Source organism: Burkholderia sp. 4M9327F10, assembly GCF_005503145.1.
Lineage (GTDB): Bacteria > Pseudomonadota > Gammaproteobacteria > Burkholderiales > Burkholderiaceae > Paraburkholderia.
This window is the reverse complement of the sequence record NZ_SCNV01000009.1, coordinates 138,049-153,538: the sequence shown is the minus strand read 5'-3', so window position 1 is coordinate 153,538 and position 15,490 is coordinate 138,049. Positions and strand designations below refer to the sequence as shown.

At 62.8% G+C, this 15,490-nt stretch carries 11 protein-coding genes and 1 tRNA gene; 6 read left to right on the top strand and 6 right to left on the bottom strand.

The window, feature by feature from the left end; translation table 11 throughout:
- The first annotated feature begins 284 nt into the window (after positions 1 to 284).
- The 3 genes from FFS45_RS12075 to FFS45_RS12065 all read left to right on the top strand — a co-directional run bounded on the left by FFS45_RS12075 (position 285) and on the right by FFS45_RS12065 (position 2,831).
- Positions 285 to 614, top strand: coding sequence for a DUF4212 domain-containing protein (locus FFS45_RS12075; RefSeq protein ID WP_349292314.1), 330 nt, complete (start codon positions 285 to 287; stop codon positions 612 to 614).
- Between the two features lie 4 nt (positions 615 to 618).
- Positions 619 to 2,637, top strand: coding sequence for a sodium:solute symporter family protein (locus FFS45_RS12070; protein ID WP_137954867.1), 2,019 nt, complete (start codon positions 619 to 621; stop codon positions 2,635 to 2,637).
- 103 nt (positions 2,638 to 2,740) lie between these two features.
- Positions 2,741 to 2,831: transfer RNA gene (locus tag FFS45_RS12065), tRNA-Ser, on the top strand.
- Positions 2,832 to 3,232: 401 nt separating this feature from the next.
- Here the strand turns inward: FFS45_RS12065 and FFS45_RS12060 are convergent.
- From FFS45_RS12060 to FFS45_RS12045, 4 genes are all read right to left on the bottom strand, one after another.
- Entirely contained in the window at positions 3,233 to 4,465 is a 1,233-nt protein-coding gene (locus FFS45_RS12060) for a hypothetical protein (protein ID WP_137954866.1), read from the bottom strand.
- 256 nt (positions 4,466 to 4,721) lie between these two features.
- The gene (locus tag FFS45_RS12055) at positions 4,722 to 5,342 is read right to left on the bottom strand and encodes a GNAT family N-acetyltransferase (RefSeq protein WP_137954865.1); all 621 of its coding nucleotides are present in this window, start codon (positions 5,340 to 5,342) and stop codon (positions 4,722 to 4,724) included.
- A gap of 41 nt (positions 5,343 to 5,383) precedes the next feature.
- The gene (locus FFS45_RS12050; protein ID WP_137954864.1) at positions 5,384 to 6,811 is read right to left on the bottom strand and encodes a helix-turn-helix transcriptional regulator; all 1,428 of its coding nucleotides are present in this window, start codon (positions 6,809 to 6,811) and stop codon (positions 5,384 to 5,386) included.
- A 223-nt stretch (positions 6,812 to 7,034) separates the two neighbouring features.
- The gene (locus FFS45_RS12045; protein WP_137954863.1) at positions 7,035 to 7,223 is read right to left on the bottom strand and encodes a hypothetical protein; all 189 of its coding nucleotides are present in this window, start codon (positions 7,221 to 7,223) and stop codon (positions 7,035 to 7,037) included.
- A 1,287-nt stretch (positions 7,224 to 8,510) separates the two neighbouring features.
- Between FFS45_RS12045 and FFS45_RS12040 the strand changes: the two genes are divergently transcribed.
- From FFS45_RS12040 to FFS45_RS12030, 3 genes are read left to right on the top strand one after another with little or no spacing between them, the layout of a single operon-like run.
- Complete coding sequence (locus tag FFS45_RS12040; protein WP_137954862.1) at positions 8,511 to 8,942, top strand: lytic transglycosylase domain-containing protein; 432 nt, start codon at positions 8,511 to 8,513, stop codon at positions 8,940 to 8,942.
- A gap of 23 nt (positions 8,943 to 8,965) precedes the next feature.
- A complete protein-coding gene (gene cysC / locus FFS45_RS12035) occupies positions 8,966 to 9,580 on the top strand; it encodes an adenylyl-sulfate kinase (RefSeq protein WP_137954861.1) in 615 nt (204 codons plus the stop codon).
- Between the two features lie 39 nt (positions 9,581 to 9,619).
- Positions 9,620 to 10,978 carry a DUF4915 domain-containing protein gene (locus FFS45_RS12030; RefSeq protein ID WP_137954860.1) on the top strand — a complete coding sequence of 453 codons (1,359 nt, stop codon included), beginning with the start codon at positions 9,620 to 9,622 and terminating at the stop codon, positions 10,976 to 10,978.
- Between the two features lie 223 nt (positions 10,979 to 11,201).
- Here FFS45_RS12030 and FFS45_RS12025 read toward each other — a convergent pair whose 3' ends face one another.
- Positions 11,202 to 13,592, bottom strand: a complete 2,391-nt coding sequence (locus FFS45_RS12025; protein WP_137954859.1) for an FAD-dependent oxidoreductase — start codon at positions 13,590 to 13,592, stop codon at positions 11,202 to 11,204.
- A gap of 100 nt (positions 13,593 to 13,692) precedes the next feature.
- Positions 13,693 to 15,258: a hypothetical protein gene (locus FFS45_RS12020; RefSeq protein WP_212745726.1), complete on the bottom strand. Its 1,566-nt coding sequence runs from the start codon at positions 15,256 to 15,258 to the stop codon at positions 13,693 to 13,695.
- Positions 15,259 to 15,490: the final 232 nt, after the last annotated feature.

Sequence of the window (15,490 nt, the reverse complement as noted above, 5' to 3'; positions counted from 1 at the left end):
TCTATGAGCTGGGTAGCCAGCCCGTAGCCGGTTGAGAAACCCGAACGACGGCGCATCATTCGATGCGCCGTTTTTTCTTGCTGAGTTTTGCCTGCCACTCGCGGTTTGTCATCGGGCGCCGGCCCAAGCGACAGTGGCTGAGGAGGCCTTCGCAAGCCCACTGCGCGGAGAATCCCGATTGCCTGTCCGGTGCCTTTTTGATACATAGGCGCATGGCCGCGCCGCATACCCCCTCCCAGTCCGCGCTTCACCCGCCTCCCGAACCGCCACCGGTCTCGGCGGCGATGGCGCGCGCTCACGGCCGCTACTGGCGCTACAACCTCGTGCTGACCGGCGTATTGATGACGCTCGGGTTCCTCGTGTCGTTCGTGGTGCCGCTTGCCGCGCCCACCCTGTCCAAGGTGCGCTTCGCCGGTTTCAGCCTGCCGTTCTACATTGGGGCGCAGGGGGCGATTCTGATCTACGTGGGCTTGATCGTCGTGTATATCGTGCTGATGCAGCGGGCCGACCGCATCCTGCAACGCGCGTTCGATGCAGATGCAGATGCAGATGCAGATGCGCGTGCCGGCGCCGCTGCGAGCGCGGCGGGCCCCACCGCAGCGCGCGGAAACTGAGCCGATGACGCTCACGCATCGGCTCATCCGCTCATACGCGCTCTACACGCTCGGCTTTCTGGTTTTTATCTATGTGATGTGGCGTATCGAGCAGGTGACAGGGCCGGGGGTATGGATCGGCTACGTGTTCCTGTTCGTACCGATCGCTGTGTACGCGGTGATCGGCCTGCTGTCGCGCACCTCCGATCTGGTGGAGTACTACGTCGCGGGACGGCGCGTGCCGTCGGCCTTCAACGGCATGGCGACGGCGGCCGACTGGCTCTCGGCGGCGTCGTTCATCGGTCTTGCGGGTTCGATCTATGCGACCGGTTACGATGGCCTCGCCTATCTGATGGGTTGGACCGGCGGCTATTGCCTGACCGCGTTCCTGCTGGCGCCTTATGTGCGCAAGCTGGCGCGCTACACGATTCCCGATTTTCTCGGCACGCGTTTCTCGAGCAACGCGGTGCGCGGACTCGCCGCACTGGCCGCGATCCTGTGCTCATTCGTCTACCTGGTGGCGCAGATTCAGGGGGTGGGGCTGATTGCATCGCGCTTTATCGGCGTCGACTTTGCGGTGGGCATCTTCTGCGGCCTCGCGGGCATTCTGGTGTGCTCGTTTCTGGGCGGCATGCGCGCAGTGACGTGGACCCAGGTGGCGCAGTACATCATCCTCATTGCAGCGATCCTGATTCCGGTTTCCATGATTGCGCACAAGGATGGCCTCGGCTGGGCACCGCAATTCAACTATGGACGCCTGATGACGCGAGTCGAGACGCTCGAGCGTCAGGTACGCGACTCGCCGCAGGATCAGAGCGTGCGCAAGAACTACAGCCTGCAGGCGGCGCGACTGCAGACGCAGATCGACAAACTGCCGCAATCGTTCGTTGAGGCAAAAGAGCGACTGACCCAGCAGGTCGCGGATTTGCGCCGGCATAACGGCTCGCTGCGCGAAATCAACACGCACGAGCGCGAACTCGAGCTGTTCCCGCGCGACGCGGACGCCGCGAGAATCGTCTGGACGCAGCGGCGCGAGGCGCTGCTGATGCGCGCGTCGTCGCCGGTGCCGATGGCCGAGCCGTTCCCGGCGATCAGCGCCGAAGACCGGCAGACGCATGAACGGAATTTTCTGTCGCTGCTGCTGTGTTTGTCGCTGGGCACGGCGAGCTTGCCGCATATCCTGACGCGCTATAACACCACGACTTCGGTGGCATCGGCGCGGCGCTCGGTGGGCTGGACACTGTTGTTTGTCGCGCTGTTCTATCTGACGGTGCCGGTGTTGTCGGTGCTGATCAAGTACGAGATCCTGACGAATCTCGTGGGGCACCCGTTTGCGGATTTGCCGCAGTGGCTCACGCAGTGGCTTCGGATCGAGCCGAATCTGATCAGTGTCGACAATATGAACCCCGACGGCATTGTGCGCTGGAGCGAGATCAGCATGCAGCCGGATATGGTGGTGCTCGCGGCGCCGGAGATTGCCGGGCTGCCGTATGTGATGTCGGGGCTGATTGCGGCGGGGGCGCTGGCCGCCGCGCTTTCCACGGCTGACGGTCTGCTGCTCACGATTGCGAACGCGCTTTCGCACGATGTCTACTATCACATGGTCGATCCGGCGGCCTCGAGCCAGCGCAGAGTGACGATCTCGAAGATCCTCTTGCTGGGGGTGGCGCTGTTTGCTTCGTATGTGGCGTCGCTGAATACGGGGAATATTCTGTTTCTGGTGGGGGCGGCGTTTTCGCTTGCGGCGTCCAGTCTGTTTCCGGTGCTGGTGCTGGGCGTGTTCTGGAAGCGCACGACCCGGCTTGGCGCGGTGGCCGGGATGGTGGCGGGGCTCGCGGTCTGCATTTACTACATTGTTTCGACGTATCCGTTTTTCACGCAGATGACGGGTTTCGCGGGTGCCAGATGGTTCGGAATCGAGCCGATCAGTTCGGGCGTGTTTGGGGTGCCCGCGGGGTTCCTGGTGACGATCGTGGTGAGTCTTGTGGATCGCAAGCCGGATGCCTATACGCGGGCGCTGGTGGACTATATTCGCCATCCCTGAGGTGGCCGGATGCCCGCCTGGCGGGCGTTTGCGCGTTGTTTCATGCACGTTTTCCGGCAGGGGTGGCGCGGGCCCCAGAGTTTGCTATAATTCGGCTCCCGCCGGAGAGATGGATGAGCGGTTTAAGTCGCACGCCTGGAAAGCGTGTATAGGTTAATAACCTATCCGGGGTTCGAATCCCCGTCTCTCCGCCACCCTTCCTGTAAGCTTTTGCAGCCGTTCCGATCGCTGCCCGTGCCATAGCGTTCATCGCAAAGGCGCAGCCCGCTCCGGCTTTCGCCGATAATTAGACGTTTTCCCGTTGAACTCCCGGTTTTGCCCGGCGTGACCTGAATGGCGTCATCTCTTTTCCCCACCTGACGGCACTTCTTCCTTGAACGGATGGAAGTTCAGCCATCCCCATTTCACGGCATTCGTGTAGGATTGCAAAATAATTTCAACCTCTCGTTTCGCTGTGCTCCTCGCCGAACTCGAGTTCGACGACGTACAGCAAGTCGACGAGGAATACGTCAGGACGCACGTTTTGCCGAGAAAATTTCGCATAGCGAGCGTTTCGTATCCGTCCGATTGCGGTGTTGCAAGGCTCGCACATGCGTCACGTCTGCTGGAGACCTGCGGGGATCGACGTAATCGATTCGAAGTGACCACCCTTGTCCCAGATGCCCACGACACGCGCCGACGGTGAACCCGACTCCAGCTTGTCGATATGCGGCTTGCCGTCGACCATGGAAATTATCCACACGTCGAGTTTATCCTCGTCCTTCTGGTTGGCATTCAACAGGTCGACGGCCAGACGGGCAGCCACGCTCCCGCAAGCAAATTTGGCATTCTTGCCGAGACGAAAATCGCGCGCGTTGTCGAGCAGACGGGCGTGTTCATACGACAAGGTGCATGCCTCGGCTCTCGCGCCGGGGTCGCCGTTGAGCACTCTTCTTGCCATATCGACTTCCGCCAGATGCGGCGAATCGTAGTCGCCAGTCTTATGCTGCGCGAGGCTGATCAGGAAGCAGTTGTTTTTGCCTTCGGGAGTGATGCCGTCATTGGGCACGGCCCGCATGCCAGTCAGTCTCAATGCCTTCTCGATGGGCGCATGGTTCATCAGCGAGGCCGTTATTTCCTCGAGGTATTCGGTTTCGTTCTCGTAGAGCTCCTGTATTTCAAGGGGCTGTTCGCTCAAGGGAACCGGACGTGCCGGTCGCGCCGAGTTCGCGTGTTTGTCGAGACGGTCAAGGAACTTCTCTATGGGGCGGCGGTGGGTATCGTAGATGCTTCTCGTGAGGGCGAACTGCAATTGCTCGTGTTCCTCTGCGAGGGTTCTCGGCGGCCTGAAATCCCGAACGATTTCTGCTGACCACTGCAATTCATGAGCAAATGGCCGTGGCTGGAAACCGGCGCCCTGCATACCGTGTGCCGTGTCTTCGCCATACGGATGAGCGTAGGGCGCGGCCATCGGCGCTCCTGCCGGTATGACAGCGGGATGCGTGGGGCGGTAACGGTATGGGGCCGGCGGGGGGCGCTGGCCTAAACGTTCGGGATGGGCGTCGGCGTTCCCTATCCACGGTGTGGGGATGCCCTGCGGGTAATTGCCGGGTATAGAGGCGTTATGGGCAGAGTGTGGGCTGACGTTGAAGGTGGCAGGCGCCGGCTGGATCGGAGCTTGCTGGGACGGTGCCCATACGGGCAGATCACCGAGTACACCCGGCATCGAATACGGAGCACCCGTGTGCATGCCCAGCGGCATCCCGTACGGCTGGCCCATCGGCCTCGGCTCGTAGTCGTAGCTGGACACGTCATGCACCAGTTCGCGGAGCCACTGTTCCCACGGCATGGTCGATCTCCGGTGCGGCTCCGACACGCTTACCCGCCATTGTCGGATCGCCGTGATTCATCTGTCTTGCTGTGCAGCACATACCGCTTCTGACTGTGTCTGCGTCGCACCTGGCTAGTCTAAATTTTCCTGATAGGCCAGCCAACAGGTATAACAGGCGCAGCGGCATAACGCATCGCGAAACCGTACGCTGGTTCGGATTGCTGGACAACCTCAGCCGAGCGGCTCGCCGGTGTCAGCCAACAGCCCTCGATCGTCAGGCCGCGACGCGAAGCATGTCGTGACGCTTGCGCGTCAGCCGGTCGGCCAGCGGCGCCAGCTTCTCACCCGGCGCTCGCGTGATCGCGAACAGCAATGCATCACCGGCCAGCAGTCCACGGTTCGGCCGCGGCTCCCAGTTCTTAAGCTGTCCTTCCAGTGTGAAGCCGAGCCGCATCATGGTGCTGGCGGCTCCGCCTTGCGGCGCGCAGTAGGCATGCAGCCGGCACAGCGGCGGCTGCGCCATCAGCCAGTCGATTAACTTCAACAGAGCTGCGAGGCTGGCGCGACGCCGGCGATGGCCGTCGCGCCGGCTGATGATCACACCGAGCTCGGCGCGCGGCAGGGTCGGAGTGAGTTCGATTGCGGCCAGCAGTTGCCGGCCTGCGCTATCTTCAAGCGCCCAGGTGAAACGCGTCGCGCTGGTCCAGCCGAGTTCGCAGAGACGGATGAAGGCGCGCGATTCGTCGACGCTGCGATGCGTGGCAAGCGGCAGCCACTCGGTGACGGCCGGGTCGCCGAGCAGCACATGAAAAAGATCAGGGGCGTCGGCGTCGACAAACGGGCGTAGCCGGATCTCGCCAATTTCGATGACGCGCGGGGGAAAGAAACCGTTCATGCCGCCTCCTTGCCGGATCGGTTGTGTTACGACGCGCGTGCTCAGCGCGACAGCGTCTCCGATGGAGCTTCGTTGTACTGTTTGCGATAGCCGTTGAGGAGCGTGGAGCGGTGCTGCACGCCCCAGCGATTGGCCACCTCCAGCACGCTGGACGCATGGGTATCGTCAGCCAGCAGTTCGTCGCGGATGTGCTCCATGCGGCGGCTGCGGATCAACTGGCTCGGCGTATAGCCGAGATGGGTCTTAAACGCTGCTTGCAGCGCGCGCTCGGTGACACCGATATGGTTTGCCACTTCGCGCACCGACAGATCGGGACGCTCGAGGTGTTCAATCAGATAGCGGTAAGCGCGCCGGTATTTGCCGGGCAACCTCGCGCTGATGTCGTCGGCCGGGGCGGAGGCGCGCTCGGAAATGGCGGCGGGCATCGCCACGCTGTCCGCGCGCACGTGTTTGATGGACATCAGCGCGTAGCGGGCATACATCTGCGAATGGTCCTGCAGGCGGCCCTGCTGCTGGCGCATTTTCGACTGACAGTAGAGGTATTCCATGTACCAGTGAGCGTGCTGGCTGCCGTGCATCGCGCCGTCGCCGAACATACGCAGCATGGTATCGGCCACGTTAGGGGCATTCCCGGCCAGCGCGGCGAGTGCAACTTCGAGACGCAGTTCGCGGTGGTAGTCGTCGAGTCCGGCGCTTTGGCTCCAGCGCAGATGCGTGTCGATCTGCCCGAGCCCGGCATGGCTGCCGGTCGACAGTGCCTGCAGGTGAGTCAGATATTCGGCACGGCGGGCGAGCGCGGCAATGGTCGGGGTGTTCTCAGGCAGCGCGGGCGAGGCCTCGCAAAGATCGGCGGCGCGCAGTTCGAGAATCGCCGAGTGCCAGTAAATATGGTCGGCGAGCTGGGCGGACGAACGCATCCGGTATTGCGCGAGCAGATCGGCGCGCAGCACTTCGGCGAGGCGGCGCCAGCGGCTGTCGGCTGCATCGGCCGCCAGCGTGCCGAGCATTTCCAGACGGCTGCGTACACCGTCGAGGCGGCCGAACTGGAACAGCACCAGCACCGAACCTACCAGGCTCTCGAGACGCAGTTCAAGACTCGCATCGGCATCGTCGTCAACTCGCTTGAAGCACTTCAGCGCCGTGCTGAGATGGCTTTGAAAGAAGGCTTGCCAGCCGGCATTGCGCGATAGGGCGGCGCGCATCGGGCCATGTTCGCTGCGAATGGACTTTTGCGCACGCCGGTATATGTCTTCCGCGTCTTCGTAGCGGCCCAGCACCAGTTGCACGTCGGCATAATTCTGCAGACTCGCATAGTCGGGCCCGGCGCTGCCTTGCTCGCGATCGGCGTGCGCTGCAGCGATCGCGGAGGCGTCCCGGAACTGGCCGGCAAGCATCTTGGTGAAGAGGGTCGACGCAGCGTCGGCCGACGACAACGTGGAGGCGACCGCGAAGTAGATGGAGGCAGACATGGTGCAACTCCTGCAAGGAACCGGGTGGAAAACGGAAACGTCGTTCGATGGACGTATAGTTGCACCGGGTCCCTTGGCGCCATTCGCTTTGTGACGTTCTGTTACTGTCGCCCGAGATCGCGAGCCGGTCATGCTGCGGGCAAGGCGGGTATCGCGGCGTGTCCGGCACGCCGCGATACGATCTGTCAAAGTGCGTCGCCCAGTGGCTGCGCGGGCTGCGGGCTCAGCCACGTCCCTTCGACAAGCTCTCGACGGCCTTTGCCCAGGTTTCAATAATGTGCAGGAAACTGCTGACGATGTTGATTGCGACATCCCCCAGCTGACTTCCCCAATTGGCGAACGTCGACAGTCTGTTCATCCATTTGTTCTGCTGCGGATAGCCCTGGTTGTTGTACATCGGGTTGTTGTACATCGGTGGCTGCGGTGTATTCGCCCACCGGTTCGCCGGGTTCGCGGGATCGAACGCGCTCGGATACCGTTGTGGACCACCGGATCCCGGGGGCGCTCCCGTCGGCGGTTGATACAGCTGAGGCGGGGGCAAGTGGGGATCGAATCCGCCCGGTCTGCGGTATTGATCGCCAGCCGGCTGCGGCAGTCCTTCGAAGCCGGCTGGCGGAAGCGGCTGTCCGGATGGTCTGCTGGTTTCGGTTTCGGTTTCGGGGCGCGAGGTCTCGTAGTCGCCCGCTTCGGAAAAGGGAGTACGGGGGCGGCCGGTAAAGCGATCAGAAACAGGCGTGTGAGTGCGGCTGACGCGAGAGTCGAAATCGGTCCCATGAGCGTGGTTGCTCGCGCCGAGGTGCGACGATTCGCGCTCCAAGTGGAATGAAAGCGGCGATACCGTCGCGTTGCGATTGGGAATGTATGCGTCTTCGGTTCTATCTTCCGGTCGCGAGCCGGGCGAAGACCACCGGCGAGTGCCAAGGTGGAAACTCGTGGAACTGCCAGGACGAAGAGGCGTTGGTGCGAGTAGCGGAGTGTCCGGCGGAGTGCCAGGTGTCGAATCAGGGCGAGAGAACTGGCCCTCCGACCTGGAGCGAACGAGAGCCGGCAACCGGTTCGCGCGGATCGAAGGTGAAGAACTGCGCAAAATATTCAGCGGTTCGTTGTTGGGGAGCGCAGACGACCGTAACGTGGGCGCCGAAGTTTCTGTGCTGTGTTCCTCGGGTGTGCCTGATGGCAACCTCTCGATGCGCTCTTCGTAGCCTAATCCCTCTGCGGCGCCTGGCATAGCAATCTCCCTTGATCGATGCAGCTGTGTCCAACGGCCCAGCCGAAGGCATGTCGACAGCCAACAGGTGCGTTATATCGTCATGCAAACAGGTTCCCGCTGCCTCACGCGAAGCCATGCGGCACGACCCGAACCACGCGGCCGCATCAGGGTCTGGTCACAATCCCACGCCGAAGCGGCGCACGCCCATGCGAAGCCCGTGTGCGTTGCGGACCATGCGCCGATGGACTTGCCGCTTGTGCACGACTACCTTGAATCCGGAAACGAGGCGCTGCTGTCCCGCTGTTGTCCGTGCCTCACGTTTTCTGCCCGAGGTCGGCAAGCTCCCCAAGCCGCCACGCTCCTTTCACCCCAATCGAACCGACGATGATGGATCCATTCAACGGTAATGCGGGATGTGACGACCGCACGCGAGCATCACATCGAAACCGTCATGCCGGGCCTGGCCGCAAACCTTGCAGTACGGCCCGGATGGCGTGCGCCGCGGTTGCACTCGCTCTTTGGGCCAGCCAACCCGCCTTCGCGGATTGCTTCGACAGTGCCGGTACCTACCAGGGCGTCAGTCCGCTGGTACTACGCGCTATCGCATGGGTCGAGTCGCGCGGCAACCCGGCCGCCGTGCATCACAACGCCAATGGCTCCACGGATATCGGCGAACTGCAGATCAACTCGATCCATCTGCGCGAACTGGCGGTCTACGGTATCAACGAGCAGGGGTTGCGCGACGAGTGCACCAATATCTACGTCGCTGCCTGGCATCTGAAGAAGCAGATCGTCAAGTACGGCAATACGTGGGATGCGGTGGGTGCGTACCACTCGGAAAAGCCACAGTTGCGCGACGCCTATGCGCAGATGGTCAAAACCACGCTGGCCCACTGGGGCCTAATGACGCCGTCACCCTGACTCTTCCCTCCGGTGAGATCGACATGTCCCCAATCTACGACTTCCCTGGTCCCTACGACGGCGACCGTGACAGACTGCTGGACATCAATCCAGTCGGCCAGCGTCCGGTCACCGCATGGCTGACGGGGCTGAGCGGCGCCGGCAAATCCACTCTGGCAGTCGCTTTGCAGCGCCGCTTGCTGGCACTCGGCAAGGCGTGCTGCGTGCTCGATGGCGACGTATGCCGGCGCGGCTTGAGCAGCGATCTCGGCTTTTCGCCGGCCGACCGTACCGAGAACGTGCGGCGTGCCGCCGAGGTGGCGCGTATGCTCAACGACGAAGGGCTGATCGTGATTGCTGCATTCATTTCGCCGTATCGCGCCGAGCGCTCGCTTGCGAGTTCGATCGTCGGCGCCGCGCGCTTCATGGAAATTTACGTGAGCACACCGCTTGCCGTATGCGAATCGCGCGACCCGAAAGGTCTTTACAAGCGGGCACGGATCGGAGAGATCAAGACGTTTACCGGTGTTGACGCCCCTTATGAAGCGCCGCTATCGCCCGCGTTCGCCGTCGACACCAGCGTGCGCGAACATGTGGGATGCGTCGAGCGGATTCTGGCGGCGTTGGCAGATCACGCCGTCTTGCGCCGCGCCGGTTGATGTGCCTGACCTTACAGACCGTACAGACAGGAAGGCTCCATGACACAACTGCTGCTGAGTTTTTGCTATTCGAAACCGGTCGGCCATGCGCTGGCGCTGTTCGACTGCGAGTCGGAGGCATTCGAATGGATCGACTTGAGCGAGGTGCCGCTGCCGGTGTATGGCGCGACCGGCCTGTGCCGGGTCGGCGGCACCTATTATGCGGCGCTGCAGGTTCGTGCGCCTGGTACGCTGGGCACGCTGCTCGCGCAGTTCGACGACACCGGGCGGCTGCTGCGCACTGCGTCACTCGCGCAGGTACACGATGCTCATTCGCTGCTGTGGTGGCACGGTGAACTGCTGCTGGTGAGCAGCGGCACCAACCAGGTTTTTGCGATCGACTGGGCGCCGGGTAGTACGCCGCGCATGCGCGTGTTCTTCGAGCGCGAGCCGGGTGCCGATACGCTTCATATGAACTCGCTGCAGGCATTCGACGGCCACGTCTATCTCTCGATGTTCGGCAGCAAGCCAAGCGCTTCGTGGCGCGAAGCGTCCGACGGTCAGGTGCTCGATCTAAGTGCGGGCGGCAAGGTCGTGCTGCGTGGCTTGCAGCACCCGCATTCGTTGTTCGTCGACGGTGGCGGCCTGTTTTGCATGAATTCGCGTACATCGGCCGTGGTTCACGTGGCGGGTACGGCGCCTGGGCACGATACGCCGTTAAGCGGCTATGTGCGCGGCGCGCTCTCGCACGGCAGCCAGCTCTTCGTCGGCACCAGCATGCAGCGCAAGCAGAGCAAGAGCCGTGGCGTGAGCGAAGCATCGGACAAGGTGTCGACGGGCACGGGCTGCGGACTGCACGTGCTCGATTCCGTCCGGGGTGTCGCACGCTGGCACGACCTGAGTCCGTTCGGAGCGGAACTCTATGACGTACTCGCGTGGCACGGCAGGCCGGTAACCGGCACGCGTGCCGATGCGATGGTCCGGCGGCTCCACGCGGTCAACAGCGAATTCGCCGAGCTGATCGGGGCAACCTACCGGATGCGGCAACAGCATGGTCTCGTGGCGCAGATGCTCCGTCAGTTTCTCGACGCAGGCTTCGATCTGAGTCCCGCGCAGGCGTTGCTCGAGCAACTCTCGAGCGACGCGTTTGCGTTGCCGGAATGGTGCTACCTGCGTGCGCGGCAACTGCTGGCGAGCCGCGCAGATCCGGCCGCGGCGGTACCCCTGCTGCAGCGGGCGCTCGACGGCGGCTACGACGCGTTCGCCGTGTTGCACCAGTTAAGCCGTGCCCACGCCCTGCTTGACGACCCGACTGCCGCGGCTGCATGCGCGCAGCGCGCGCTCGCGAGCGCACCCCGCGACGGCGCCGCTGCGGCGCTGGCAGAGCTCGCGCGGCTGGCGCAGGTGGCGCACGCCTAACCGCTCAATACCCTCCCAGCAGTTACCCTCCCAGTCCGTTACGCCGGCCGATTCTCTCGCCGGCAGCGGGCGTCGCGCAGATCAATCACCGGGTCAATCAACAGTTATCCGGTCTCTAAATGCCAACAAGGCCGGTACAGATCGACGTACCGGCCTCGGCTCGGAAAACAGGACAGGCGCCGCCGCGCGCAGCGTGAAACAGGCGCGCGGCGGCCGTGCCCGATCAGAGCAGCTTCTGGCCAAGCGGAGAGTTCGGCGGCACCTTGCCGCCGCGCCGCGTACCCATCGCCTGGAACGCATTGATGCTGGCACCGATGGCGCCGCTAGCGAAGCCGGCTTCGTAAGTCGTCATTTCGTTGACGAAGTACGGCTCCTCTCTTGGCTTGAGCGTTTGAGCGTACAGCACGCGCGAGTTGGCGAGATCGCCCTTGGCATCCATCTTGAACGCGCCGTCCTTGTCGTCCCAGTGCGTGTAGTTGCTCCGGTGACGATACTTCGCGATCACCTCGGCAAGCTTGTGGAGCTCCGCCTTGTCCTCGGGCTGGGTCGCGTTCTGTTCCGCTTTGCCGAGCTCGTCCAGCAGCATGTCGATCTGCTGGTCCTTCGAGAGATGTCTGACCTTGGCCGCATTGTCGCCGAGCGTGTAGCTCAGGTAGATCACCGCGTTCTTGCCTTCTGCTGCCGGCGGCTGCAGATACAGCTGCTGGAACGGGGCAGTCGACTGAAGATTCTTCGGAAGCATGTCGGGATGGAAATCCTCGGCCGGCACCGTCATCGTCATCTTCGTCGCGCCGACTATGTTGGCCCGCTCGAGTGCCGTGGCGATGTCCGGCGACACGAGCCGCGGTTTGCCTTCGACTTCCTGCGTCATGCCGAGGGCGACCGCGGCGCGTGGGCCGGCGGCGAAGAACAGCTCGTCGAACTTGTGCTCCTGCTCGCCATCAGGGCCGTTCGAACTGACGATGTACTGTCTGTCGGCCTTGTCGATATGGGTGGCGGGCGTGCTGAGCAGGATAGCCCCGAGGTCCCCGAGCGACTGTCCACCTTCCGGGGTTTCGCTGACCATGCGGCGCAACGGCTCGTCGGCGCCGTCGATGAGCAACTGGTGCCCTTCGAGGCGCTCGTCGACGAGGAAACGGAACTCTTCGAGGAAGCCGGTGTTGAAGTAACCCTTGTAGCCGCCGACGCCGATACCGACCGCGCCGAATTTTTCCCAATGCTCCTCATCCCAATGAATGCCGTTTTCGGCGAGCAACTGCTTCACGCCCGTCTCGAACGTGTGGCCGTCGAATTTTTCCTTGGCCTCCTGGGAGAGCTTGAGAAACAGCGGCACATTGCCTGCGTCGCGTGCGTCGCGCAACGGCTTCGTCAGCGAACCGATTGCCTTGTTGAAATCTTCCTTGACCTTCTGAAGCACCGGGCTGTCGGGCTCTTTGCCGGGTTCCATCTTGAGGACATCGTCGCCGACGATCAGCGTCGCGCCGACCTGGCTCGGGTTCACGAACGACATGTACGGCAGTCCGTACTTCTTCGCCGCGAGATACCAGTAGAGGTTGCCGTACGTGGTATGAAAACGCATGCCGCCCGGATGCGTTTCCGTCGGACTCATCGTGCCGTCGCCGAGATCGCGCCTGTGCGTCGCGAGCCGGCCGCCGATGTGGTCCTCGGCCTCAAGGACGGTTACCTTGATGCCGGCATGATTGGCAAGGGTCGCGACCGCGAGGCCCGCAGGTCCGGCGCCGATCACACCGATCGATTTGGGCTTGTCGGCGCCCTCCGGAAAGCTCACGATCTTCCAGCCGTGCTTCTCGAGGAGGCCCACGTAATCGACCATGTGGTCCATGGGCATCGTCATGCGCATGTCTGCCATGTCGCTCTTGATCTGCGCCTTGCGCACGGGATCCGTGCCGGCCAGGCCGAAGGACGGCGCCAATGCGGTTTTGACCGCAGGGTCGCACGCGTTCAGCAGCTTCGTGACATCGTCCGCGTCCATATGCGCGGCGGTATGCTCGAGCCACGCCTGGCCGTTCGCCTTGCCGCTGATCGAGGCATTGACCTTGTTGAGCACGTCGCTCTTTTCCGCCTCCGAGAGGCAGTGCCAGTTCACCGTGATTTCGCGGTGCAGTTGCTTCGCGTTATCCGTTCCGGACGGCATCCCTGCGAGGTTCCTGAGGTTTATCACGACACAGTCGGTCAATTTCGCGCGGTTCGTCGGCCATTGACCGATCGCTGCCGGCGCATAGTGTCCGATCATCTGCGGAATCATCTCGGGTAGCGAGAGGCCGGTCGTGTCGAGCTTGGCACGGCCCGGTCGGGTCCTGTTCTTGGCCGCTGTTGAGCTATCCAGCTTCGACGAATCGAGTTCGCCCGGTATGAAGCTCTCTTCTGCGCGAGACGCTCCCGTCTGATGCGCACTGCCGGACGGCACAGGTTGGGCCGGCGGGCGGGTGCCGCCCAAACGCGTCGTCTGTGAGGAGCCCGGTGCATTGTCCGGTCGCGCGAGCCGCGAGCTCGTGGCCGCACGACGGCGGGTCGAAGCGGGCTCGGATTGTTCGATCACGGGCAGGTCTGCGGCGCCGCCGATACTGCCGATATGAGGATTGAGGTCAGACATGAAGAAAGTGTCCTTTTCGATTTCAGGGTAGTCAGGTTGATGCGATGCGCCGCAGGCCGTGAAAGGCCCGCGGCGCTCGCGGGGCACCTCGATGCTCCGTTTAGCGCATGTCGCTCGTGCGCGCGCCGGGCGTGGCCGTGGTGCTCCCGGGCGTTTCGAGCGGCACTGCCGCGGTCATCATAGGTTCAGGGGACGCATCGGATCGGGGCGATCCGTGATGCGCTTCGAGTGCGGCGACGTCGTGCCCGTCTTCATCGCTGTCGTGCGCGGAGAGTTCTTCGATGCTTGCAGGCGTGTCGTATTCCCTGCGCGGCGTGCCTTTCGTGAGCACGTTGTCGCAGACCTCGAGCAGCTTGCCGAACGCGAGCGTCGCGAGGACTTCCATGTACGCGAGCGGCAACGGAACGGCCGCTGCGAGTTTCGGATCGATCTTTCCTTCGGGGAGATCAGGGTTCCTGAACTTGTCGATCGTGAATGCCGTCACGACGAGTGCGACCGAGATCAGCGATCCGGCGTTGGCCGGTACGAGCACGGTTCTCGGCAGACGATCCCGCGTCGTCCAGAGCTCTCCGAGTCCTTCGGCCATCGCAACACCGGCCTCGCCGATCGACTTGAACCAGCCTTTTTCATGGTTGCTCAGTCGATGCTCGAGAATGGGTATGGGCTGGTGCGCGATCAGTTCGCCATGCGACGGCGCTTCAAGACCCTTGCCGGCGTCCGCATGATTCTTGAACACGGTATCGTGGATCGCTGTTGCGACGGCGGGAATCAGGTCGGCAAACGCGAAAGTCGCGGCATCGGCATATACGTCGTTGAGCACCACGTCTTTTTGATCCATGAGCTGCCCTTGGTGCATCGCATGGAAAGCGGGGATTAACGTCGTCATCACGCGAGGGATCTGCCGGTACATTTCCGTGAGAACCTCCGGCGGCACCGAATTTTTCCTGAAGTCGTCGTAGCGCGACTGCACGGACGGGGGCAAGTTGTACGTATCGAGCTGGCCGATGTAATACCTCTCGAGCCCTTCCTGGAGCGCCATCGTATTGACCGTCGCGAACATGGTCGGACCGCCGGTCGAATATCCGGTGAACGGAAGTTCGAGGTGCGGCGCAATGAAATTGGCCGCGAGCGGAAGCGTGGGCAGATATCCGAGGCGCCCGAGCACCGGTGCAAATGTCTCGGCGTGCGACTTCGTGAGGAATCCCTCGAAGTCCTTTTGGGTCGTAATGCCATGCCTTTCGTATACTGGCGCGCGCTCGAGCAGGCTGGCGAGCACGTCGTCAGGCATCCTGTCGAAGGTCTTCGGGTAGAGTACCTGTCCCGCCGTGTGTGCGACCCGGATTACGGATGCCGGCGTATCGGGACCGGCGAGACGCCGGAGGCGGTTTTCGGCCGTGGGAGCGGCTCTTTCCGCATCCTGTGCGGTGCGCACCGCGACGGTCATCGTTGGAGCGGGCTGCCTGCGCCGAAGTTCGATGCCTGGTTCCTGCGTCAGGCGTCCCGTGGTGCTCGTGCGCGGCGCAGGCATCTCCCTGCTCGGAGTCGGCATCGACGTGGAACGCGGCGTAGCGCCGCGATTCGTTGCTTCATGTTCTTCCGTGCTCAAGGGAGTGCCTTGGGGAAGCTCTGCAGCGGAAGTGCTGTTGTCGGTTGTGACGTGTACCATTGCAATCCTCGTGGGTGGGGTCAGTTTGCTGACACGAGAATAGAATCCGGTACGCCGCGTTTTCGCCGATTTCGCGAAGCAAGGGCAAGACGTGCGAAGCCAGCCGCCCGGGAAGGCGAAGGCTGTGTGGTTGACGGCCCTGAAGCGTAGCTGGCAACCCCTCGCCCTGGAGGCGCTCCAAACTCTTCGCTAAATCTCTTGACATCGTGAATTTGGCTTCTTAAATTCGCGT

What these genes read in the sequence shown, in the direction of transcription:
- FFS45_RS12075 (WP_349292314.1), top strand. Translation starts at nt 285, where the DNA reads ATGGCGCGCGCTCACGGCCGCTACTGGCGCTACAACCTCGTGCTGACC.
- FFS45_RS12070 (WP_137954867.1), top strand. Translation starts at nt 619, where the DNA reads ATGACGCTCACGCATCGGCTCATCCGCTCATACGCGCTCTACACGCTC.
- FFS45_RS12060 (WP_137954866.1), bottom strand. Translation starts at nt 4,465, where the DNA reads ATGCCGTGGGAACAGTGGCTCCGCGAACTGGTGCATGACGTGTCCAGC.
- FFS45_RS12055 (WP_137954865.1), bottom strand. Translation starts at nt 5,342, where the DNA reads ATGAACGGTTTCTTTCCCCCGCGCGTCATCGAAATTGGCGAGATCCGG.
- FFS45_RS12050 (WP_137954864.1), bottom strand. Translation starts at nt 6,811, where the DNA reads ATGTCTGCCTCCATCTACTTCGCGGTCGCCTCCACGTTGTCGTCGGCC.
- FFS45_RS12045 (WP_137954863.1), bottom strand. Translation starts at nt 7,223, where the DNA reads ATGTACAACAACCCGATGTACAACAACCAGGGCTATCCGCAGCAGAAC.
- FFS45_RS12040 (WP_137954862.1), top strand. Translation starts at nt 8,511, where the DNA reads ATGGCGTGCGCCGCGGTTGCACTCGCTCTTTGGGCCAGCCAACCCGCC.
- cysC (WP_137954861.1), top strand. Translation starts at nt 8,966, where the DNA reads ATGTCCCCAATCTACGACTTCCCTGGTCCCTACGACGGCGACCGTGAC.
- FFS45_RS12030 (WP_137954860.1), top strand. Translation starts at nt 9,620, where the DNA reads ATGACACAACTGCTGCTGAGTTTTTGCTATTCGAAACCGGTCGGCCAT.
- FFS45_RS12025 (WP_137954859.1), bottom strand. Translation starts at nt 13,592, where the DNA reads ATGTCTGACCTCAATCCTCATATCGGCAGTATCGGCGGCGCCGCAGAC.
- FFS45_RS12020 (WP_212745726.1), bottom strand. Translation starts at nt 15,258, where the DNA reads ATGGTACACGTCACAACCGACAACAGCACTTCCGCTGCAGAGCTTCCC.